The organism is Paracoccus sp. (in: a-proteobacteria) (assembly GCF_047973135.1).
Lineage (GTDB): Bacteria > Pseudomonadota > Alphaproteobacteria > Rhodobacterales > Rhodobacteraceae > Paracoccus.
In genome coordinates this window covers 1-21,965 of the sequence record NZ_JBKEBL010000328.1, presented here as the reverse complement: position 1 = coordinate 21,965, position 21,965 = coordinate 1, and the positions used below count along the sequence as shown (strand labels likewise).

At 64.1% G+C, this 21,965-nt stretch carries 19 protein-coding genes; 10 read left to right on the top strand and 9 right to left on the bottom strand.

Annotated features, from left to right (window positions below; genetic code table 11):
• Positions 1-215: 215 nt before the first annotated feature.
• The 8 genes from ACK5L9_RS23495 to ACK5L9_RS23460 all read left to right on the top strand — a co-directional run bounded on the left by ACK5L9_RS23495 (position 216) and on the right by ACK5L9_RS23460 (position 8,661).
• A complete protein-coding gene (locus ACK5L9_RS23495) occupies positions 216-1,610 on the top strand; it encodes an AAA family ATPase (protein WP_416913879.1) in 1,395 nt (464 codons plus the stop codon).
• The gene (locus ACK5L9_RS23490) at positions 1,603-2,712 is read left to right on the top strand and encodes a ParB/RepB/Spo0J family partition protein (RefSeq protein ID WP_416913878.1); all 1,110 of its coding nucleotides are present in this window, start codon (positions 1,603-1,605) and stop codon (positions 2,710-2,712) included. The genes ACK5L9_RS23495 and ACK5L9_RS23490 overlap by 8 nt, the downstream gene beginning before the upstream one ends.
• A gap of 400 nt (positions 2,713-3,112) precedes the next feature.
• The gene (dctP, locus tag ACK5L9_RS23485; protein ID WP_416913877.1) at positions 3,113-4,105 is read left to right on the top strand and encodes a TRAP transporter substrate-binding protein DctP; all 993 of its coding nucleotides are present in this window, start codon (positions 3,113-3,115) and stop codon (positions 4,103-4,105) included.
• A gap of 50 nt (positions 4,106-4,155) precedes the next feature.
• Positions 4,156-4,668, top strand: a complete 513-nt coding sequence (locus ACK5L9_RS23480) for a TRAP transporter small permease (RefSeq protein WP_416913876.1) — start codon at positions 4,156-4,158, stop codon at positions 4,666-4,668.
• Positions 4,669-4,680: 12 nt separating this feature from the next.
• A complete protein-coding gene (locus ACK5L9_RS23475; RefSeq protein WP_416913875.1) occupies positions 4,681-5,994 on the top strand; it encodes a TRAP transporter large permease in 1,314 nt (437 codons plus the stop codon).
• Between the two features lie 14 nt (positions 5,995-6,008).
• Positions 6,009-6,515, top strand: coding sequence for a V4R domain-containing protein (locus ACK5L9_RS23470; protein WP_416913874.1), 507 nt, complete (start codon positions 6,009-6,011; stop codon positions 6,513-6,515).
• Positions 6,512-7,912, top strand: coding sequence for an FAD-binding oxidoreductase (locus tag ACK5L9_RS23465; RefSeq protein WP_416913873.1), 1,401 nt, complete (start codon positions 6,512-6,514; stop codon positions 7,910-7,912). Before ACK5L9_RS23470 ends, ACK5L9_RS23465 begins: the two co-directional genes overlap by 4 nt.
• Entirely contained in the window at positions 7,909-8,661 is a 753-nt protein-coding gene (locus ACK5L9_RS23460) for an HpcH/HpaI aldolase family protein (RefSeq protein WP_416913872.1), read from the top strand. Before ACK5L9_RS23465 ends, ACK5L9_RS23460 begins: the two co-directional genes overlap by 4 nt.
• 55 nt (positions 8,662-8,716) lie before the next feature.
• On the opposite strand, the gene ACK5L9_RS23455 is transcribed toward ACK5L9_RS23460, so the two are convergent.
• From ACK5L9_RS23455 to ACK5L9_RS23435, 5 genes are read right to left on the bottom strand one after another with little or no spacing between them, the layout of a single operon-like run.
• Positions 8,717-9,325, bottom strand: coding sequence for an isochorismatase family cysteine hydrolase (locus ACK5L9_RS23455; protein WP_416913871.1), 609 nt, complete (start codon positions 9,323-9,325; stop codon positions 8,717-8,719).
• Positions 9,322-10,377 carry an ABC transporter ATP-binding protein gene (locus tag ACK5L9_RS23450; RefSeq protein WP_416913870.1) on the bottom strand — a complete coding sequence of 352 codons (1,056 nt, stop codon included), beginning with the start codon at positions 10,375-10,377 and terminating at the stop codon, positions 9,322-9,324. Before ACK5L9_RS23450 ends, ACK5L9_RS23455 begins: the two co-directional genes overlap by 4 nt.
• Positions 10,364-11,143 carry an ABC transporter permease gene (locus ACK5L9_RS23445; RefSeq protein ID WP_416913869.1) on the bottom strand — a complete coding sequence of 260 codons (780 nt, stop codon included), beginning with the start codon at positions 11,141-11,143 and terminating at the stop codon, positions 10,364-10,366. The genes ACK5L9_RS23450 and ACK5L9_RS23445 overlap by 14 nt, the downstream gene beginning before the upstream one ends.
• Before the next feature lie 11 nt (positions 11,144-11,154).
• The gene (locus ACK5L9_RS23440) at positions 11,155-12,045 is read right to left on the bottom strand and encodes an ABC transporter permease (RefSeq protein WP_416913868.1); all 891 of its coding nucleotides are present in this window, start codon (positions 12,043-12,045) and stop codon (positions 11,155-11,157) included.
• A complete protein-coding gene (locus ACK5L9_RS23435) occupies positions 12,035-13,102 on the bottom strand; it encodes an ABC transporter substrate-binding protein (protein WP_416913867.1) in 1,068 nt (355 codons plus the stop codon). Before ACK5L9_RS23435 ends, ACK5L9_RS23440 begins: the two co-directional genes overlap by 11 nt.
• A gap of 151 nt (positions 13,103-13,253) precedes the next feature.
• Between ACK5L9_RS23435 and ACK5L9_RS23430 the strand changes: the two genes are divergently transcribed.
• Together ACK5L9_RS23430 and ACK5L9_RS23425 are read left to right on the top strand one after the other, a co-directional pair.
• On the top strand, positions 13,254-15,461 hold the full coding sequence (locus ACK5L9_RS23430; RefSeq protein ID WP_416913866.1) for an MGH1-like glycoside hydrolase domain-containing protein: 2,208 nt from the start codon (positions 13,254-13,256) through the stop codon (positions 15,459-15,461).
• A complete protein-coding gene (locus tag ACK5L9_RS23425; protein WP_416913865.1) occupies positions 15,458-17,953 on the top strand; it encodes a hypothetical protein in 2,496 nt (831 codons plus the stop codon). The genes ACK5L9_RS23430 and ACK5L9_RS23425 overlap by 4 nt, the downstream gene beginning before the upstream one ends.
• Positions 17,954-18,212: 259 nt before the next feature.
• Here the strand turns inward: ACK5L9_RS23425 and ACK5L9_RS23420 are convergent, their stop codons facing one another.
• The 4 genes from ACK5L9_RS23420 to ACK5L9_RS23405 form a co-directional block, all read right to left on the bottom strand.
• Positions 18,213-18,593, bottom strand: a complete 381-nt coding sequence (locus ACK5L9_RS23420) for a phasin family protein (RefSeq protein WP_416913864.1) — start codon at positions 18,591-18,593, stop codon at positions 18,213-18,215.
• 320 nt (positions 18,594-18,913) lie between these two features.
• Positions 18,914-19,876, bottom strand: coding sequence for a 2-hydroxyacid dehydrogenase (locus ACK5L9_RS23415; RefSeq protein ID WP_416913863.1), 963 nt, complete (start codon positions 19,874-19,876; stop codon positions 18,914-18,916).
• An 85-nt stretch (positions 19,877-19,961) separates the two neighbouring features.
• Positions 19,962-21,281, bottom strand: coding sequence for a TRAP transporter large permease (locus ACK5L9_RS23410; protein WP_416913862.1), 1,320 nt, complete (start codon positions 21,279-21,281; stop codon positions 19,962-19,964).
• Positions 21,278-21,793, bottom strand: a complete 516-nt coding sequence (locus ACK5L9_RS23405; protein ID WP_416913861.1) for a TRAP transporter small permease — start codon at positions 21,791-21,793, stop codon at positions 21,278-21,280. Before ACK5L9_RS23405 ends, ACK5L9_RS23410 begins: the two co-directional genes overlap by 4 nt.
• Positions 21,794-21,965 lie beyond the last annotated feature (172 nt).

Here is a 21,965-nt window from a genome sequence, read left to right as displayed (position 1 = left end):
GGTTCCTTATTCGCTTTATCTATTTGATAGTATTGAGTAATAATGGCGTAAAGACTCTAAAGATCCTAAACTCACTACAAGCTTTCTGCCGTTGTTTTTCTGCTATTTTTGACGGTTTCGCGGCGAAACCTGCTTAAGTGATTCCCTTTCGCCTGATCATGTGCGATAGAATTGCCCAAACGCATAATGAAGCAGTACATCGCAAAGGTAGCGAGATGTCAGGCAAGGAACCCCTTCCCCCATATTTCAACATTGATCCGGCCAAGGCAGCGCGGCGCCTGTCCGATCCCATCGGCACGGCCCGATTCGCGAAAGCCGCGGCCTTCGCGGCGCGCGGCCGACAGGATCTGGCCGAGCGAGGCTATGCCCCTGACGGACGCAAGCGACTGCGCCGCTTTTCCACATGGGAGGTCTGCCGCTACCTGATCCCGGTCGCTCCGGCGCATTTCCGTCGCGTGCTGCGGAAATTCCCCGACCTGCCGCAGGGCACGGGCGAGGGCAATTCCAAATGGTTCACCCTGGAAGAGGTGCTGCGCCTGCGCGATCATTTTGTGGCCGAGGGTGCCGCAGATCGCGAATACCGCCCGTGGCGCCCCGACGGCCTGCCCGCCAAGACCATTGCGGTCGCCAATTTCAAGGGCGGCGTCGGCAAGACCTCGACCGCCGCGCATCTGGCCATGTCGGCGGCGCTTGACGGCTACAAGGTACTGGTGGTCGATCTGGACAGTCAGGGCAGTATGACCTCGATCATGGGCGGCAAGGTTCCGGACGAGTGGTCCACCGCCTTCCCGCTGCTGGCCCGCGACTATGCACTGGCCGTGCAAGATGAAAACAAGGTGCGCGACGCGGCCGGGCAACCTCCGCTGCCCTTCGATGAAACCCTGACCGAAGCGCTGAAGCTGACAGCCCGCGATCTGATCCAGCCGACACACTGGCCGAATATCGACCTGTTGGGTGCGCAGCTTAACCTTTATTGGGCCGAGTTTCAGGTTCCGGTCTGGCGCATGGGTCTGCGTAGCTGGCCGCTGTGGGATGCGCTTGCGAACAGTCTGGAAAGCGACCGTATTGTCAATGACTACGATATCATTATCCTCGATACGCCCCCTGCGCTTGGTTATCTGACGATTAATGCGCTGGCGGCGGCCGATATCCTGCTGGTTCCGCTTGGCGCCACCTTTCTGGAGTTCGATTCGACGGGACGGTTCTTTGACATGCTCTATTCCACCTTCGCCAGCGTCGAAGATGGTGAAAACGCGGCGCGGCGTCGCGATGGTTTGCCCGAGATGCGGTTCGAATGGGATGCGGTGCGGGCGATCATCACCCGCTTTGACGCCGGGCAGCAGACGGATCTGGCAAATGTGATACAGGCCTATTTCGGGGATTTCATGACGACCTATCGTCAGGAACTGACGGCGATGGTCGGGCAGGCGGGTGAACAGGTGAACGGTATCTACGAGGCGGATTATCGCGAGTTTAACCGCGACACCTATGTTCGCGGGCGCGAGACGTTTGACCGGACCTGGGCCGAGGTCAAGGAATTGATCCTTGGAACATGGTGGCGTGATTTGCAGATGGAGAATGCCGATGAGGAGGATCGGGCACATGGTTAAGCGCAGGCGTCTTGAAACCCCCAGCAGTGACGATCTGACCCGGATCGAGGAAGAGTTTCGCAGCGAAACCCCCGAGCGGCCGGCACCGCTGCGGGGCATCGCACCGATAGCGCAGGTCGCCGCCGAAAGCGCCGCGCAGGCGCAGCCCGAAGGGGTGCAGGCCCGGACCGAGCGTGCCCGGCTGGAGGCCGATGCCGCCCGGCTGCATGCCGCGCAGGAACAGGGCCTGCTGATGGTCGAATTGCCGCTGGAGCAGATAGACGAGGGCGCGATGATCCGCGACCGCATGACCATGAGCGAAGAGGCTATCATGGAACTGCGCCAGTCGATCGCCGCGCATGGGTTGCGGTTGCCGATCGAAGTGTTCGAACTGGAACGACCGGGCAGGGGCGGCCAGCGTTACGGACTGTTATCGGGCTATCGCCGGCTGCTGGCGATGCGCGGCTTGCTGGAACTGACCGAGGCTGACAAGTACCGCAGCATCCGCGCGCTGATCCGCCCGCGCGAGGATAGCGGCGGGGCCTTTGTGTCGATGATCGAGGAAAACGAGGTCCGCGAGGAACTGAGCCATTTTGAACGGGGCCGCATCTCGGTCATCGCGGCCAATCAGGGGGCGTTTCTGAATACCGAAGAGGCGGTGGACAAATTGTTCGCGACCGGGTCCAAGGCCAAGAGGTCCAAGATCCGGTCTTTTGCGCTGATCTTCGAGGAACTGGGCGACATGCTGGGTTTTCCCGAAGGGTTGACCGAGAGGCGGGGGTTGCAGCTTGCCTCGGCACTGCGGCGGGGGGCCGAGGCGCAGTTGCGCGAGGCCTTGTCGCAGCATTCCCCCGCAGATGCGGATGAGGAATGGGCGGTGCTGGAGCCGGTGGTGCAGCGGCTGGATCAGGGTCCGCGCGATCTTAGCCGGGGTGGGCGACCGAAGGCGCCGACGGTGAAATATGGCTGGATCGACGATCAGACCCTGCGCTTGTCCAGCGGCATCACCATCCGTCGCGCGCGCGATAGCAAAGGACATGTCTTGCGATTTGAGGGCGATCCTGTCACAATCGACCTTATGGACAGCCTGATGGAAGAGCTGCGGTCCCTGCTGGAAAGATAGGCGGTTTCGCCGCGAAACCCCCGTTTGGCAGCAGCAAGATCAGCGGAAAATCGAGCGTCCAAGTGATCCGCAAAAAACGATGAATCTGCGGATAAAAGCCAGGGCGACACGCATTTACGGCCTGATACAACCAGACCAAAATCATCCGGCCCTGCGGCATTCGCGGGGCCTTTTCACGTGGTGGGGGATGCCGCCGCAAGAACCGGGACGGGGTGTCGCCAGCGCATTTACCGGAAGGATCGTTTGGCGTCGAAATTTTTTGTTGCAAAAAATTTTGAATTTGAAAGTATGCCCGGAAACCTGCTGCGGAGCCCGCCCGGCCCCGGCAGGACTGCAATATCCTGCATGCCGTAACAAGGTCGCCCGAACGACCGGCCCAGCGTATAACAGAGAGGACCACATGATCAGATTTCCCTTGTTGAAAAGCATCGCCGCCGCCGCGGTTCTGGGTGTCAGCGCCCTGTCAGCCCATGCGCAGGATATTATCCGCGCCGTCACATTCACGCCGGCGCAGGTCTCGTTCGCGCGCAATTTTCAGGGCTTTGTCGATCTGGTGAACGAGCGCGGGGCCGGGGTCGTGCAGATTCAGGTGATCGGCGGACCCGAGACCATCCCGCAGGAGCGCATGGGCGAGGCGCAGAAGAACGGTATCGCCGACATGTTCCTGATGCCCGCCGGGCTGTATCTGAACATGGTGCCCGAGGGCGAGGCCTTTGCGGGATCAAACCGCAACCCGATGGAGGTGCGGGCCGATGGCGGGCTGGATCTGGTGAACGAAGCCTTTCACGCCAAGGGCAACGCGCATGTGCTGGCCCATGTCGATGGCGGCGCGGCCTTTCACCTGTGGACGATCGAAAAGCCCGGCATCGACGCCGATGGCCAGCTTGATCTGAGCGGGATCCGCATCAGGTCAGCACCGCTGTACCGGGCGTTTCTGGAAAAGCTGGGCGCAACCATCGTGGTGCAGGGCGCGACCGAGGTTTACACCTCGCTTGAGCGCGGAGTGATTCAGGGTACCGGCTATCCGGTGACGGGCCTGCGCGATTATGGCTGGGACAAGTTCCTGAAATACCGCATCGATCCGGGCTTTTTTCAGACCGACGTGCTGATCTCGATGAATCTGGACGCGTGGAACAGGCTGTCGGACGAGGCGAAGGCGATCGTTAACCAGGCGGCCATCGACCATGAGCAATCGTCCTATGATGCGAATATCAAGCTGAACGAGGAAGAGGGCAAGATCCTGGCCGATGAGGGGATCGAGACCATCGAACTGACCGGAGCGCAGCGCGAGATGTTTCTGACCACTGCCTATGACATCGCGTGGGAGCGGCTGAAGGAACGTGACCCGACCATGCATGACGCGCTGAAAAAGATCTTTTTCGCGGGAATCTGATTGCCGGGGCAGGGGGCCGCACCGGCCCCTTATTTCAAAAGGACCGTTCGATGACAGCCGCCCTTCGTTTTCTTGACGTAACGTCGCTTTTGCTGTTCCGCCTTGCCTGCCTGCTGGTCACGGGGATCGTGCTGGTCGTCACCTATGACGTGCTGTCGCGCAATATCGGCCTGCCGACCGCGATATGGGCCGTCAATTCGGTCGAATATGCGATGCTGCACATCACCTTTCTGTGCCTGCCCTATCTGGTGCTGACGCGCGGGCATGTCTGTGTCGAGATCGTGCTGACCTATCTGCCCCGAGGGGTCAGGCGGGGCTGGGTCTTTTTGCTGCATATCGCATCGGCGCTGATCTGTTTCTATCTGTGTTGGAAAAGCGGGCAGATCTTTGCGAAGGTCTGGGCGGACGGGTCTTATGAGGTGCGGTCCTTCGATGCGCCGATGTGGGCGCTGTATGCCTCGATGCCACTGGGGTTCGGCTTTGGCGGGTTGCAGTTTCTGGCCTTCCTGCTGAAGGGCGACAGCTTTTATAGCGCGCCGCCAGACGCCCATGCCGGGCTGTAGGGGGCGCGCGCGATGATGGACTGGACCCTTTCGACGGCTATCCTGATCGGCGGGCTGATCCTTGCGATGGGGATCGGGCTGCCTGTGGCACTGGGATTCTTCGTGATCAACCTGATCGGCGTGGTGCTGTTCATGGGCGGCTTGCGCGGCATCGATCAGATGCTGGCCAATGCCACGATGGCGGTTTCGACCTATGCGCTGGCACCGGTGCCGCTGTTTCTGGTCATGGGATCGCTGTTCTTTCATTCGGGGCTGGCGCGCCGGGTGCTGGATGCGATTGACGTGCTGATCGGGCGGCTGCCCGCGCGGCTGAGTTACCTGACCGTCACATCAGGCACGGTATTCGCGGCGCTGTCGGGGTCGTCGCTGGCCAATACCGGGATGCTGGGCACGCTGATGGTTCCCGAGATGATGAAGCGCGGCTACAAAAAGCACATGGCCATCGGGCCGATCCTGGGGTCGGGCGGGCTGGCAGTGATCATTCCGCCCTCGACGCTGGCCGTGCTGTTCGGATCGCTGGCGCGGATCGACATTGGCGGGCTGCTGGTGGCAGGGCTGTTGCCCGGCGTCGTGCTGGCCGTGCTGTACGGTATCCTGATCTATGTACAGGCCCGGATCGATCCGCAGGCCGCGCCCGGCTATGACTATGTGCCTGTCCCTTTGGGCACACGGCTGTTCATCTTTATCCGCGATGTGATGCCGATGGTGGTGATCATCGTGGCCGTGGTCGGCTCGATCCTGACGGGCTTTGCCACGCCGACCGAAAGCGGCGCTTTGGGGATTCTGGCCGTGGCGGCGCTGGCGCTGGCCTTTCGGGCGCTGGATATGAAGGCCGTCACCACCGCGATCACCGATGCCGCGCGCGTGACCGGCATGACCTTTCTGCTGATCACCGCATCCTCGACCTTTGCGCAGTTGCTGGCCTTTTCGGGCGCGTCCTCGGGGATGGTCAGGTGGGCGACCTCGCTTGAGATGGGGCCGACGCAGACGTTGCTGGTCATGGCGCTGATCCTGCTGGTGCTGGGGATGTTCATGGATCAGGTCTCGATGATGCTGATCACCTTGCCGATCTTTGTGCCGCTGGCGATGGCGCTGCATTTCGACATGATCTGGTGGGGGCTGATCATGCTGCTGATGCTGGAGGTCAGCTTTACCACGCCGCCCTTTGGCCTGCTGCTGTTCGTGATGCATGGCGTCAGCCCGCCCGGCACCACATTGCCCGAGGTCGCCCGCGCCGCGCTGCCCTATATCGGCTGCGTGTTCCTGCTGATCGCGCTGGTGATCATGTTCCCGCCGCTGGCGACGCTGATCCCCTCGTTGATGTAACCCCGGAGATGACGATGAGTTTTCGCGACAGGCTGCAATATGATGCAAGCGCCGGTACCTATCACGACAGCGGCATGCGCTATATCTTCATCAAGCCCGAGGCTTTCATGGGTGTCGCGCTGGAGATGCCCGCAGAACTGCGCCCGGCTGTGTTCGGGGCGATGATCCGCACGGTGATCCGCAATGGCGGCAAATCGGCGCAGACCTATCGGGCGCAGGGGGCGGCGGATCCGCAGGCGCTGTTGGCGGTGATCCGCGAAACCGCCGGGCAGCTTGGCTGGGGGCGGTGGCACAGCGAACTGGCTGCGGGGCGGCTGAGCGTGACGGTCGAGGGATCGCCCTTTGCGCAAGGCTTTGGGCCGTCCGATGTGCCGGTCTGTGCGCCCATCACGGGAATGCTGACGGCAGTAGCGGGGATGATCCTTGACGCGCCGGTCGTCGTGACCGAGATCGAATGCGCAGCGATGGGGGCGAAAGCCTGCGTTTTTGAGGCGCGTATTGCCGATGGTACGACGGCATGAGCGGCGCGGGCGATATGCTGCTGGCACGGCTGGGGGCGGACATGATTGCCACGGGCGATGCCATCCCCGCGAAATACCATCGCGACTGGGCCGGGCTGGAACCAGTACGACCGCTGGCCCTTGCCCGTCCGCGCGATACCGAGGGGGTCAGCGCGCTGATGCGCGCCTGTCACGAGGCGGGGATTCCGGTGGTGCCGCAGGGCGGCCTGACGGGCGTGTCGGGTGCGGCCCATCCGCGCGCGGATGGCGTGGTCCTTTCGCTTGAGCGGCTGAACCTGATCGAGGCTGTCGATGCCGATGCGGGCGTCATGGTCGCCGGGGCCGGTGTGGTACTGGAGACCGCACAACTAGCCGCGCTTGATCACGGAATGATGCTGGGCATCGACATCGGGTCGCGCGGTTCCTGTCAGTTGGGGGGTGTGCTGGCCACCAATGCCGGCGGCAACACGGTGATCCGTTATGGCATGGCGCGCGATCACGTGCTGGGGCTGGAGGTCGTGCTGGCCGATGGCACGGTGATCGAGGGTATGAACCGGCTGCTGAAAAACAATGCCGGGCTGGATCTGAAACAGCTTTTCATCGGATCCGAGGGGCTTTTGGGTATCATCACCCGTTGCGTGCTGCGCCTGCACCCGAACCCGCCTGCAAAGACGACGGCATTCGTGGGCTGCGACGGGACCGATGCGGCGGTTGCCTTGCTGCGCGCGGCACGCGCGGCCCTGGGGCCGATGCTGTCGGGGTTCGAGGTGATGTGGCCCAGTTTTTTCCATTACATGTCACAGGCTTCGGGGCTGGGATCGCCTCTGGCAGGGCGACACGGGGCCTATGCGATCCTTGAGGCGACGGGTTTCGACGCCGCCGCCACCCGCGCCGCGACCGAGGCGTTGCTGGCGCGGGCGCTTGAGGAAGGGGTGATCGAGGATGGCGTATTGGCCGGTTCTGTCAAGGACGAGCGCGCGCTGTGGGCCGTGCGCGAAAGCCCGGCGGATTATCCTGCGCTGCTGGGCCCGATCATCCCCTTTGACATCGGCATACCCATCGCCCGCATGGGCGAGGCGGTGGAGCGGATCGAGGCCGGGGTGGCCGGGCTGTTCCCGTCGGCCCGTGTGCTGTCTTATGGGCATATCGGCGATTCGAACCTGCATGTCGTGGTGAACGTTCCCGAGGCGGGCAATGATCAGCCGCATGGTCCGGTCAAGGCGCTGGTCTATGACCTGACGCGGGATTTCGGTGGCACTGTTTCGGCGGAGCATGGGATCGGAGAAATCAAGCGAGATTATATAGGTTACTCTCGCAAGCCGCAGGAAATTGCCTTGATGCGGGGCATCAAGGCAGCGCTGGATCCCAAGGGCATTCTCAATCCCGGCAAAAGCTTTGACGGGGCGGCGGCGGGATGACGCGGCTGCGCGACCGCATTCGTGAGCGGGTGCCGCTGCGCGGGCCGTTCATCGCCATTCCCTCGCCCGTCGCGGTCGAGATCGTGGCGGGCGCGCGTCCCGATTTCATCTGCATCGATACCGAGCATAACCCGATTTCCGATGCGCTGCTGACCGATATGATCCGCGCCGCCGATCTGGCGGGTGTGCCCGCGCTGGTCCGGGTGCGCGGCAAGGCGCCCGAACATATTGCCGCCGCGCTGGATGCCGGGGCCTGCGGCGTGCTGGTGCCGCATGTCTCCAGCGCCAGCGAGGCCGGGGCCGCCGTGCGCGCCGCGCGTTTCCCGCCCGAGGGCGCGCGCGGGGCCGGTCCGGGCCGCGCCAGCGCCTATCTGCGCGACATCCCCTGCGCGCTGGCACGGGCGCGACGTGACACGGTCGTGGCGGTGCAGGTCGAGACGCTGGAGGCGGTATCACAGGCGGCGCGGATCGCGGCGGTGCCGGGGGTCGATCTGGTTTTCGTCGGGCCCGGCGATCTGGGTGTCGATCATGCGGCGCGGGGCTGTTCCGATCCGCTGGAGACGCTGATCGACCACGTGCTTGCGACCGCGGAAGCGGCAGACGTGGCGGCGGGCATCTTTACCCCGGACAGCGAAACCAGCGCCCGCTGGCTGAAACGGCTGGGCTTCGTGATCGAGGGGTCGGACGCGATGTTTCTGACGCAGGCGACGGATCACGCCTTTCGGCCTTTGGGTCAGGGGGCGGGATAGGGCTGCGGCGGATATTGCCTGACGGAAGCCAATTTGATCATCGCACCGGCTTTCGTCAGGCATTTTGCGCCAGCCGTGCCATCAGCGTAGCGGAGTCGGTGATTGTTACCTGATCGGGCATGCGGGGCAGGATCAGCGAGAGGGTGGCGTCATGGGCGGCAAGGTCGGAACTGGTCATGGCATCGGCGATGGCAATGACGTGCAGGCCGCGTTCGACCGCATCCACAAGCGTCGCGAGGACGCAAATATCGGTTTCCACGCCTGTCAGGATCACCGTATCCGCACCGCGCGCGGCAAGGCGGGCATCCAGATCAGGGGCGGTGAACATGGAATAGGTGGGTTTGTCCAGATATTCCTTCGGCCCGGACAGGGCCTCAAGCGCGGGGACCAGATCGATCAGGCCCGGATCGGCCGCCACCGCCGCGACGATGCCTGACCAATGCCGGTAATAGCCGCGCCACGCGCCCGTCGCCGCGTCAGCCGAGGGCGGGACGGTGAAGCGGGCAAAGATCGTCCGGTCAGGCAGGGCAGAGGCGATGCGGGCGATATTGGGCGTGATCGCCGCCAGCCCGGCGACCTGCCAGCCGACGGGTTCGGCGAACAGGCGCTGCATGTCCACGCACAGATGCACGGCGTGCGACAAGGGGGGCAGGGCGGCGGTCACGGCGTGGCCTCCAGCGGGACCAGATGGGCGGGCGACCAGGACAGATCGACCTCTTGCCCCGGCGCGTGGGGGCGTGCGTCGCTGTTCTGGGCGAAGATTTTCAGCGAAATGCCCCCGGCATCGGCCTGATAGGTGATCGCGGTGCCGGCATAGACGGTGTGCGTGATGCGCGCCCGAAGCTGGTTCACCGCCGCGTCGCCGCCCGCCCCGATCAGGATTTTCTCGGGGCGCAACGCCAGCGTGACCTGTTCGCCATCGGCGGGCAGGGGGGCGGCGACGGCGAGGGTCTGTCCGCCCGCCAGCCGCACTTTGCCCGCAACCACGCGGCCCGGCAGGAAATTCGTGTCGCCCAGAAATTCGGCGGCAAAGCGGGTGCGGGGGCGTTCATACACCTCGGTCGGCGGACCCATCTGCACGATGCGGCCGCGATCCAGAATGGCGACCTGATCGGAAAGGGTCAGAGCCTCTTCCTGATCATGGGTCACGAACACCGTGGTCAGCCCGCTTTCGCGTTGGATGCGCAACAGTTCGACCTGCATTTCCTGCCGCAGCCTGCGGTCCAGCGCCGATAGCGGTTCATCCAGCAGCAGCACGCCGGGTTTCGTCACGATGGCGCGGGCCAGCGCCACGCGCTGCTGCTGGCCGCCGGACAGTTCCTTTGGCTTGCGGTCGCCGAAATCGGGCAGGCGCACCATCTTTAGCGCCTCAGAGACCTGCCTGCGGGCCTCGGCCCCCCTGATGCCACGGCGGGCCAGGCCGAAGGCGACGTTCTGGCTGACGCTCATATGCGGGAACAGGGCGTAGGACTGGAACACCATGCCGATATTGCGCGCCCAGACCGGGGTGCGGGTCACGTCGTCCGGGCCAAGCAGGACAGTGCCGCTGTCAGGCAGAATGAAGCCCGCGATGATGCGCAGAAGCGTGGTCTTGCCCGACCCCGAAGGCCCCAGAAGCGAGGTGAAACTGCCCGCCGCGAAGCTGGTGGTGATGTCGGTCAGAACCCTGACGGTGCCATAGGTCTTGGCGACGGCATCAATCTTAACGTTTGTCACGTGACGCTCCGGGTTTGGCGAAAAGGGCGAAGATCAGAATCAGCGCCATGGACCCCAGCAGAAGGATCGTCGAGATGGCGTTGATTTCGGGGGTAAAGCCCTTGCGGATCGCCGAATAGATCTGCACCGGCAGGGTGGTAAAGCCGGGCGTGGCAAGGAAATACGAGATGACGAACTGATCCAGCGAGACGGCAAAGGCGAACAGCGCCGCGCCAAGGATGCTGGGATATAACAGCGGCAGCGTCACCGCGAAAAACGCGTGCAGGGGGGTGGAGCCAAGGCTCATCGCGGCCTCTTCCAGGTCGGCGCGCAGGGTTTGCAGGCCGGTGCCCACGACCAGCACCACATAGGGTACGGCCAGCGCAACATGCCCGATCAGCAGCGCATGCAGTCCGCGCCCGATGCCCGTATAGAAGAAAAAGACCAGCATCGCCGTGCCGGTGATCAGCCACGGAATCGCGATGGGCGGCAGCAGCAGGATTTGCAGCAGCGTCTTGCCCCTGACCGCGCGCCGCCCCAGTGCCACCGCCGATGCCGTGCCCAGAACCGTCGCGATGACCGAGGTGGCCAGCGCGATCCACAGGCTGTTGACGCCCGAGCGCACAAGCTGGGGATTGTCGCCAAGCGCCGCATACCATTTTGTCGTGAAACTGAAGGGCAGTTGATACAGCGGCGATTCGTTGAACCCCATCGCCATCATCACAAAGACCGGCAGATAGAGAAAGATCAGGATCAGGGCCAGCCAGATGCGGGAAAGCTGTTTCATGGTCCGGCCCCTTACATCTGCTGGCGGCGCAGCACGCCCGAGAATGTGGCAAAGATCGCCAGCACGACAACCAGCAGCGTGAAGGACAGCGACGACCCCAGCGGCCAGTTGAAGGCCTGCGTGAACTGATCCTCGATCACGGTGCCCATGGTCACGCCGACGCGGCCGCCAAGGATCCGCGGCTCCATGAAGGAACCGATCACCGGGACAAAGATCAGGATCGCGCCGGAAACCAGCCCCGGCATGGCCAGCGGCAGCAGGATTTTGCGCAGGATGGTCCACCAGCGCGCACCAAGGCTGGAGGCGGCCTCGATCAGGGCGGTGTCGATGCTGGACAGCGCGATATAGCAGGTCAGGATCATATAGGGCAGATAGCCATGCACCAGCCCGACAATGATCGCGGGGCGGGTATAGAGAAAGCCGATGCTGGCGGCCTCGGGCGCGACGGCATGCAGCAGCCCGTCCAGAAACCCGCCCTCGCGCAGTACCATGGTCCAGGAAAACACCCGGACCAGCCCGTTCGACCAGAAAGGCAGCAGGACAAGGATCAGCAGTATCTCGCGCGCGCGGCCCGTCACCTGACGGACAAGCGCAAGCGCCGCGAAAAAGCCCAGAATGGCGCAGATGAGCGTCGTCCAGACCCCCATCATCAGCGAATCCCAGGCCACGCCCAGCAGATAGGGCTGGTCGATGAAGGCGCGATAGTTCTGAAAGGTAAACTCTGCCGGAGCCTTGCCCATCGGCGTGCGCGACAGGAAGGAAAAGCCGAACATCATGCATAGCGGCAGAAACACCGCCAGAGTCAGCCAGGCATAGGTGGGCAGCAGCAGCGCGGCGGTGGTTATCCATGGGGGAAAGCGGGTGCCCGCAAGCACCCGCCCGCCCGCGCCGTCAGCCGGCATAATAGGCCTTTACCTCTTGCCACAGGTTGTTGAAGTTCTGGCGCAGATCGTCGGGCAGGGCCGACTGGATGGTCAGGCTTTGCAGATAGGCCGGATCATGCACCTTGCGGTTCAGATCATCAGCGGGCAGCGCATCCATCGCCGAGGCATTGGCCGAGGCCGGCGCGCCGATATTCGTGGCCCATTCGACGTAAAAGCCCGGATCGATCATATAGTTGATGAATTGCAGCGCAGCCTCGGCATTGCCGCTGGTCGCGGGGATGGCAAGGCTGTCCAGCCAGCCGATGCCGCCCTCTTTCGGGACGATGAAATCCACCGGCAGGCCGCTGTTCTTGCGCGACCGCACCGCCGCGCCCGACCAATAGACGGACAGATCCGTTTCCCTGGCGGCGAAGGATTTGTTCCACTGATCTTCGCTGGACCACAGCAGCTTGACGTTCGGCTTGAAGGATTTCAGCGTCTCGCCCACCTGCGCCAGATCGGTTGGCGCGTTCATGTCCTGCCCGTTCAGCAGCGCCCCGATGGCCACTGCCGTCACCGCGTCGTCGAACAAGGCGACACGATTCTGATAGGCCGGATCTGCCAGTGCGGCATAGCTGTCGGGCCGGGCGTCCCCCTCGCGCACGGCAAGGGCGGTGATGCCCCAGACCCAGGCGACGCCGAAATTCTGCCCGTCGGACATCAGGTTCGGATGTTCGCGCAGTTCCGGCGACAGCGCGGCGGCATTGGGCACCTGCGCCAGATCAATTGCCAGCAGCAGTTCCTCGGATGCGGCCTGCCGGGTCCGGGCGCTGTTGATCAGCACGACATCATAGACACCGGGATTGGTGCGCAGCTTGGTCAGCATCTCGGCTTCCGAGCTGAAATAGTCGTGGACGACCTCGATCCCCGTATTCTCGGTGAATTTCTTCAGCGCCCATGCTTCGTCCGTGCCATAGCCCTGCCAGTTCAGCACCGTGATCGTGGTGGCGGCGCGCGCGCGCGTCGGCAGGGTCAGGCTGGCGGCGGCGGCCACCGCGCCCGCGCTGGCCAGAAAATGGCGGCGTGTCTGTGTCATGTGATCTTTTCCCTCTGGACGTGTTCGTTCTTGTTCGGGGCCGCAAGGCATGTGTCATCCTTCACCAACTCGGACGTTCACACAAGCCGCAAGGGCCGTTGCATCGCCGCACCATCGGGCTAAGCTGTCCGCGTTTTACCGGGGTCAGGAAATGCTGCAAGACACCGACATGATCGGAAATTTCTGGAACACCTGGTCCGAACGCCCGGCCGAGATGGTCTGTCTGCCCGCAGGCGTGCGTGTCACCCCGGTTCTTTATTCGTCGCAGGCGCGCAAGGCGATCACGCCAGCGGCGCAGGACATGCGGTTTGGCGCGCATGGCCCGTCGGGCGGCCCGGTCGCCTTTGAGACAGCGCATGGCGGCACGCGGATCGGGTTTCGCCTTGCCAGCCGCGACCCGTGGAGCGTGACGGGCGAATGGGCGGCGCAGAAGGCGCAGGAATGGGGGCTGCGGTATTGGGTGACGCTGTGCCTGTCTGCCGAAGGCGGGGCCGAGGCGCGATTCGATGCGGAAACCGGTGCCGCCCATATCCGCCTGGGGCGGCAGCATGTCACGCTGCTGACAGGGGCGGCACCGGTGTTGGTGACGGGGCATGACAGTCTGGACGAGCTGATCGCCGATTTCGACGCGAATGGCTATTTCCATCTGGGGAACCGTGCCGACAGCGGCAAGGTGATCGCCCTGCGCTTCAACCTTGAGATGATGCCCACCCTGCGCTTTGCTGCCACCGTGGCCGATGACAAGGCCCTGTCGCTGGATGCCGCGCGCAAGGCGCTGCGGGAACCGCCCGCGTCCGCGCCGGTTCTGCACGAGGGGGTGGATGCCGGAGCGCTGGATGCGGTGCGCGATGTGATCGGCTGGAATACGCTTTACGATCAGATCAACCGCCGCCGCTATACCGCGATCAGCCGCATCTGGAACCTTGGCGATTTCGCCGTCTGGTTCAACGATCAGACCTTTGCCGCGCTGATGGCGGGGTTGTTCGACGCTGAACTTGCGCGCGACAATTTCCGCGTGGCGCTGGCCAATGCCACGCCACAGGGCAATTTTGCATGTCTTGTGACCTCTCGCGATGCCTGGGTGGATCGCAGCCAGCCGCCGCATGGGGCGCTGATGGTCTGGCTGTCCTTTCTGCGCAGCCGCGATGCGGGGTTGCTGCGCATGGCCTATCCGGCGCTGGCGCGCAATCATCGCTGGTGGCGGGCGCATCGCGACCCGGACGGGATCGGGCTGGTATCCTGCGGGACGTCGGATGTCGGGCAGGCGCTGTATCAGGGTACGGCCTTCGCCGCCCGGAATGAGACCGGCATGGACAATTCCGCAACCCATGACGAGGCGGTCTATGACCCCCGGACCCGCAGCCTGTCCACCATCGACCTTGGACTGAACTGCGCGCTGGCGCTGGATGCCGAGATGCTGGCACTGATCGCGCGGGAACTGGGCCATGATAGGGACGCGGCGGCATTCGACCGGCTGGCAGATGACACGCGCGCGCGGATCCGCACGGAATTGTGGGACGAGGCGCGCGGCATCTTTGCCAACCGCCAGCGCGGCGGCGGTTTTGTCCAAAGCCTTGCGCCGACCAGCTTTTACCCGCTGCTATGCGGCGCGGCCAGCGCGGATCAGGCCGCGCGCCTGCTGGATCATCTGGCCGATCCGCAGATGTTCGGCGGGCCATTCATGATCCCGAACACGGCGCGATCCGAACCGGCCTTTGCCGAGAACGTCTATTGGCGGGGGCGGATCTGGGCGAATGTGAATTACTTTGTCTGGCAGGGTCTGCGCCGCTATGGCTTTGACGGGGCCGCAAACGATCTTGCCGCCAAAAGCCTTGCCATGTTCAACCAAAGCTGGCGCGATGATCGCCTGTGCGGCGAGAATTACAATGCCGAAACCGGTCGGATCACCGATCAGGGCGATGCCGATCCCTTTTATACCTGGGGCGCGATGCTGCCCTTGATGGCAGTGTCGGGGATCATGGATGTCTCGGCCTGGCACGGCTGGGAAATCCGGAATCCCGGCGACGATACCCGGCTTGGCCCGATCCTGTCGCCCGTGGGCGAGGTGGTGGTGTCGGTTGAGGGCGGCATCCTGACGCTGTCGCGCGGCGGGCAGTTGCTGTGGTCCACCGACTACGCCGGCCCGTTGCGCCATATCGTGATGGAACGCGGGCTGTGTTCGCTTCGGCTGGGGCAGGATTGCGACCGCGCCCTGTTGCGGCCCGGTGCCGATATGGCCGCCCGGCTGGTTCAGGTGCGGGTCGATGGCGCGCCTGTGGCAATGGCGGACGGGGCGCTGGATCTGTCTGGGCTGCGCGCCGGGGCGCGGATCGACATGTACCTGACCCTGCCCGAATGACGCCGCTGGCGATCGCGCAGTTCCGCGAACCGGGACCAGAGTTCCGCATGGCGGCCTTCTGGTTCTGGCATCGCATCCCCGCGCCAGAGGAAACCCGCGACCAGCTTGCCGATATGCGCGCCAAGGGGATTTCGCGGGTGATGATCCAGGCCCGCCCGGCCATGCCCATCCACGACTATCTGTCCCCCGCCTATCTGGCCGCCTATCGTGACGCGGCGCACGAGGCGAAACGGCTGGGGCTGCGGCTGACCATCTATGACGAATATGGCTGGATGTCGGGCCATGGGGGCGGAAGGACGGTTCAGGGCGCCGATCATCTGCGCGAACGGCATCTGTTCTGGACCTCGGGCCACGCCGAGGCCGAGCGGACGGTGCTGCGGATCAGCGGCATCCGCTCGGGCTTTCTGGATTTTCTGGGGCAGGCGGGGCGAGACTGGGTCTATGAGGGCGGCGTGCCGCGCTGGACCGACTGGCGGATCGTGCTGATGGCGGGCCCGCAGGCGCGGCGGCTGACCTGCCCGGCGACGATTGTCGCGACCGGCCCGCAAAGCTGCCGGATCGAGCTGTTGCACGGGCCGCAGGTGGCGCCGGGCGGGGCGCTGACCGTCTTTGCCGCCGCACGCTGCGCCACCTCGCGCCTGATCAACTATCTGCTGCCCGAGGCCGCCGCGCGCTTTGCCGAACAGGTCTATGCGCCGCTGTTGCAGGCGGCGGGCGATGCCGCCGAGGGGTTCTTTTTCGATCATCCCTATGCAGGATTTTACGACTGGGCACAGCGGCATGGCAATCTGCAAGGCAGTATCCTGTGGGATGAAAGCCTGCTGGCTGGCGTGCCGCCCGATCCCGCCGATTTCCTTGCGCTGACGGGCGGCGACGGGCAGGCCGCCCGCCGCCGCGCCGCGTTCCTGCGCCGCTATGGCGAAGCGCTGCACGAGGCGTTTTTCGGCACGCTGTCGCGCTGGACCCGGAAACGGGGGCTGGGGTTCACAGGGCATGAGCTGCTGACCCATGTTGGCGGATGGAGACTGGCAGGTGGCCTGAGTGGCATCGACCCCCGCACCATGCCGGGGCTGGATCATTTCGGAATAGACCGGTTCCGCACCGAAACCGCCGCCGATTGCGCGGATTTCGCCCCGCAGGTCAGCGCCCGGATGGGCGACAGCATCGCCCGCGCCAGCGGCCGAAGCCGCTGTCTGGTGGAACAATACGCCACCGGGCGAGGCGACGGCGCGCCGGGACTGGCGGGGCAATGGGGGCTGAGCGCGCGGGTCTTTCGCGCGCAGGCGCTGCGCAACCTGATCCTTGGCGCGCGGCAGATCCTGCTGCATGCGGTGAACCTGACCGATGGCCAGCCCGGCGACGGGCTGTTCAGCGCGCGGTTCGATTTTGCCCCGGCCTATAATCATCTGCCATGGTGGCAGGATTGCCCCGCGCTGTTTGCGGAAATTGCCCGTGTTTCGGCCTTTCTTGATCAGGGCCAGCCGCAGCACGACATCGCCCTGCTTTACCCGCTGGACACGATCCTGGCCGAAGGCCCGCAGGCCCCTTGCTGCGCACATTTCGGCTGGTGGGCCGAGGAACTGGCGCGGGCGGGGTTGGGCTATGACATCATCGACGAAAGCCGGATGCCCGAGGCGTTGACGCCCTATCGCCTTTTGGTGCTGCCTGCCGCCGCCCCGGCGTGCCGCGCGCAGGCCACGCAGGGTTTTGCGGGGCGCATCGTTGCGACCGGTGGCGACGATGCGACGGGACAGGCCGCGATCCGCAGGATGGTGGCGCATCTGCCCCGGCCCGATTGCGATGCGAACTTCATCACCGGAAACGGCTGGACCGCTATATCGCGCGTCGGCGCGGGGTGGCGTCTGGTCGCGTTCAACGACCGCGACGATCCGGCGCGCCTGTCGGTGACGCTGCCGGGGCCGGGGATTCGCGGCACGCGGTGGGATCCGGTCAGCGGAGAGGTCGCCCCGCTGTGCGGCCCGGTGCCGATGGTCCTGCCGCTGGCCGCGCAGGAAATCCTGTGCCTTGAGCTTGCGGCTGGCGAGGCGGTGCCGCCCGTGCCCGCCCCGAAGCCGCGCGACCTGCCCCCGCCGATCCGGTTGGCGCAGGGCTGGAGGCTGCAAATCGGCGATGCCCCGCCTCGCCCCGTTTCCGTGTGGCGAGGCTGGGAGGTTCAGGGGCATCCGGTATTCGCGGGAACCGGGATCTATCGCTGCGACATCACCCCGCCGCCCCCGCCCGAAGGCTGTCAATGGGCGCTGCAACTGCCGGGGCTGCACGAGATGGCGGAATGTTGGTTGAACGGCGAATATCTGGGCCGCCAGATTGCCGTAGCGCAGTCCTTTCCGCTGCTATGCGGGGGTCGGCTGGAAATCCATGTCAGGAACACGGCGGCAAACAAATATTATACCGGCACCGGCTATCGCGGGGATCTGCCGCTGCCCTCGGGGCTGACACAACCGCCGCGGCTGGTGGCGGTTCGGGCGGGTTGAGCAAGCGGGCGGACCACCGGCATCAGCGAGTGTCGGGCGGCGTAGATATTCCGACCTGGCAATTGAAACCTGCCTGACCCTGCGCCCGGCCTTTCGGCGCAATTTCCGCGCCGTCAAGTCCTGGCGCGCAACCTCAACCGCACGACCCATTCCTGCCTCTGCTCACGCCGCCATTGAGGCAGAGTTTCGACAGGCAGGGAATCCCTAAGCCGAGTCGGGTCATCGGGCCGTTGGTATGAGTTATGGAACGAACCTGTGGTTACGCGGCGCTGGCTTTGCGGCACAGGAGCGGTGCCGTGACAGCGCTGCCGCTTTGCGCCGCAGCAAGGGTCAGTTCCTTCGAATAGACCATGAAGCGGTCGATCCGGCGCTGCCAATAGGACAGATACAGTGATCCGGCCTCAAGCGGTGTCCGTGCCTCGAACGAGGCGCGCATCTGGGTGCTGGCATTGTCGATTGCCTCGGAACTGTATTCCGACGTCAGCCGCCCCATCTCGATCAGACCGGCCACATAGGCCGAACCGGCGTCGCGCATCACAGAACAGAAATCAGTACCGAAGGTGACATCATCTGTATCCGTCTGTGCCATGCTTGCCACGGCGTTGAAGACGGAAGGTATCGGGAAAGATTGCGTGTTCATGGCTATGCTCCCATCGTTGATCGCTTGTGTCTAAAAAACTGGCAACCACCGCTGATTCTGATCATCCTGAGGCCGCATCCGGATCATTCCGGTCACGTTTGCCTGAATAAACGGCACCTGGACAATACGCCGTTATTAATGCTGCGGCTAACTGATTCCCTCTCAACCACAGGATGGCTTATCCTCTGCCATCCGGCAACCTGTTGAAGTCGGCTTTGGCCATAAAACCCCCTGATTCCCCAAGTTTGACCGGATGATCCGGAGTTTACCACATGGCCGAAAATTCGCGTTATGCGGGAATTTTTTTTTTGACCATATGGTCAGCGTCGATCATAGTCAATTGCCGAAATCAGGTCGCGACCGGCAAAAAACGCCGCAAGATTATCAAGGACAAGCTGTGACATGGCCGCACGGCTTTCGACGGTGCCAGACGCGTGATGCGGGAACAGGGTCACGTTCGGCAGGGCCGTCAGGTGCGGATCGGGATCGGGTTCGCTGGCGAATACGTCCAGTGCGGCATGGCCCAGTTCACCCCCGGTCAGCGCAGCGATCAAAGCGGCCTCGTCCACGACCGAGCCGCGCGCGATATTGACCAGCAGCCCCTGCGGGCCAAGCGCGCGCAGGACGGGGGCGGAAATCAGCCCCTCGGTCCCCCTGCCCCCGGCCACCGTCAGAATCAGCGTGTCGCTGTCGCGGGCCAACTGGATCAGATCGGGCTGATGGGTCCAGGGCATGTCCTTGGCGCGGCGGTTCCAATAGGCGATCCGCATCCCCATGGCCTGCGCGCGCGCGGCGACCGCGCCACCCAGACTGCCCATGCCGACAATCCCCAGCCTTGTGCCAAAGACCGTATGTTGCAGCGGGAACATCCCCTGCCGCCCCCAATCCCCCGACCGGACATAGCTGTCTGCCACAATCAACGACCGCCGCGCCGCCAGCATCAGCATGATTGCCGTATCCGCCACATCGGCCTGCAATGCCGCCGAGGTATTGGTCAGCGCGATCCCCCGTGCGGCCATGGGCGCAAGCGACAGGCTGTCATATCCGGCACTGGAACAGCAGACCAGTTCCAGCGCGGGCAAGGCCGTCAGCATGGATTCGGTCAGAGGAGTGTGGCCCGACGTCACGGCGGCGCGGCAATGCGCACCGTGACGGGCAAGGAAATCGGCCTTGTCCTGGGCCTGATCCCAACGTTGCAGGCAATACGCGGCCTGTAACCGCGTCATGGCATCAGGGGCCAGCGGATGCAGAATCATTACTTCGGGTCGGTCGGTCATGGTCATGCCCTTTCCTGACGCCCGCACATACCCGCACATACGGGGGGCCGGACCGCCCGGAAAGGGCGATCCGGCAATTTCAATAGCATGTCTAGCCGAACAGCCGCACCAATGTCAGCGTGATGAACGGGAAGGCGATCAGGGCGGCAATGCGGATCACATCGCTGATCAGGAAGGGCAGCACCCCGCGAAAGCTTTCCATCATCGGCACATCCTTGGCCATCCCGTTGATGACAAAGACGTTCATCCCCACCGGCGGCGTGATCAGACCCACCTCGACCACGACCACGGCCAGAATGCCGAACCAGATCAGCGTATCCTCGCGCGGCATGCCGAAATCCAGCCCCGCGATGATCGGATAGAAGATCGGGATGGTCAGCAGCAGCATGGACATCGAATCCATCACGCAGCCCAGCAGCAGATACAGGAACAGCATCGCCAGCAGCACCAGCATCGGCGCCATCCCGGAATTCGAGATCGCATTGGCCAGCAGCATCGGCGTCTGCGTCTGCGCAAGGAAGGCGTTGAAGGTTTCGGCCCCCAGCAGGATCAGGAAGATCATCCCCGAGGTCGAGGCCGTGCCGCGCAGACACTCCATCAGCCCCTTGATGCGCAGGCCGCCATGCAGCACCGCCAGAACGCCGGTGCCGAAGGCGCCTACGGCGGCAGCCTCGGTCGGTGTGAACCAGCCGCGATACATGCCGACGATGACCAGCGCAAAGATCAGGATCAGCGACCATGTCTCGCGCAGGGCCTCCAGCCGCTGGGGCCATGTCATGCGCGGACCGGCGGGGCCCTCTTCGGGGTGGCGGTGGACAAAGACCGACACGGCGACCATGTAGCCCACGGCAGCCAGTACGCCCGGCACCATCGCCGCGACGAACATCTTGGCGATGCTTTGTTCCGCCATCAGCGCATACAGCACCAGAATGACCGAAGGCGGGATCAGGATCCCCAGCGTGCCCCCGGCGGCCAGCGACCCCGTGGCCAGCGCTCCGCTGTAGTTATAGCGCTTCATTTCCGGCAGGGCGACCTGCCCCATCGTGGCGGCGGTGGCCAGCGACGATCCGCAGATCGCGCCGAAGGCCGCGCAGCCCCCGATCGAGGCCATGGCCAGCCCGCCCTTGCGATGCCCCAGAAAAGCCGCGGCGGTGCGGTACAGCGCCCGGCTCATTCCGGCATGGGTGGCAAATTCGCCCATCAGCACGAACAGCGGGATGACCGACAGCGAATAGGTCGAGAACTGATCGTAGGTCGAGGTCTTGAGGAACGCCAGCAACGGTGTCACCCCGGTCCACATCGCATAACCGCCGACCCCCACGGTCAGCATGGCAATGGCGATGGGGATGCGGATGAACATCATCAGCAAAAGGACGGCAAAGCCGGTCAGGCCAGCGGCGACTCCGCTCATTGAAAGGCCCTCCGGAAATGGCTGATCATGGTGGCCGCGCTGGTCACGGCCAGCAGACCCATGGCCGGCATGGCGATGGCATAGCCCCACCAGGCTGGCAGGCGCAGCACCATCGACTGATCGCCATATTCGCGCGCCTCAAGCCCGCCGTGATACATGCGCCACATCAGCAGCGCAGCAATCAGCAGATACAGCAGGTCGCCCAACGCCTCCAGCAGGTGATTCAGACGCGGGCTGGTCTTCTGTGTAAAGAAATCGACAAGGACATTTCCTCCAACCGCCTGACACCAGGGAAGATAGCAGAAGATGGCGATGGCGCAACCCATCTGCATCAGCTCGTAATCGCCGGGGATCGGCGCACCAAAGACGCCGCGCTTGACCACACTGGTCACAGTCATCAGCATCATCGCCACAAGTGTCAGCCCACCTATGCCGGCAAAAAGCCGGCATAAGGCAACGACCCATCCGGGCAGATGCACCGGATGGGAATGATCGGTAACTGGTTCGGCCATGCCGCCCTCCGTCGCGCTACTTGCCCTGCGCCTTGGCCAGCATGGCCTTGGCGTCGTCATACATGGCCTGCCCGTCAAAGCCCGCATCGTTCATCGACTTGATCCAGGCGTCGATGGCCGGCTGGCCGGCGTCGTGCCATTCGCCAAGCCCGTCCTCGGGGATGACGGTGAT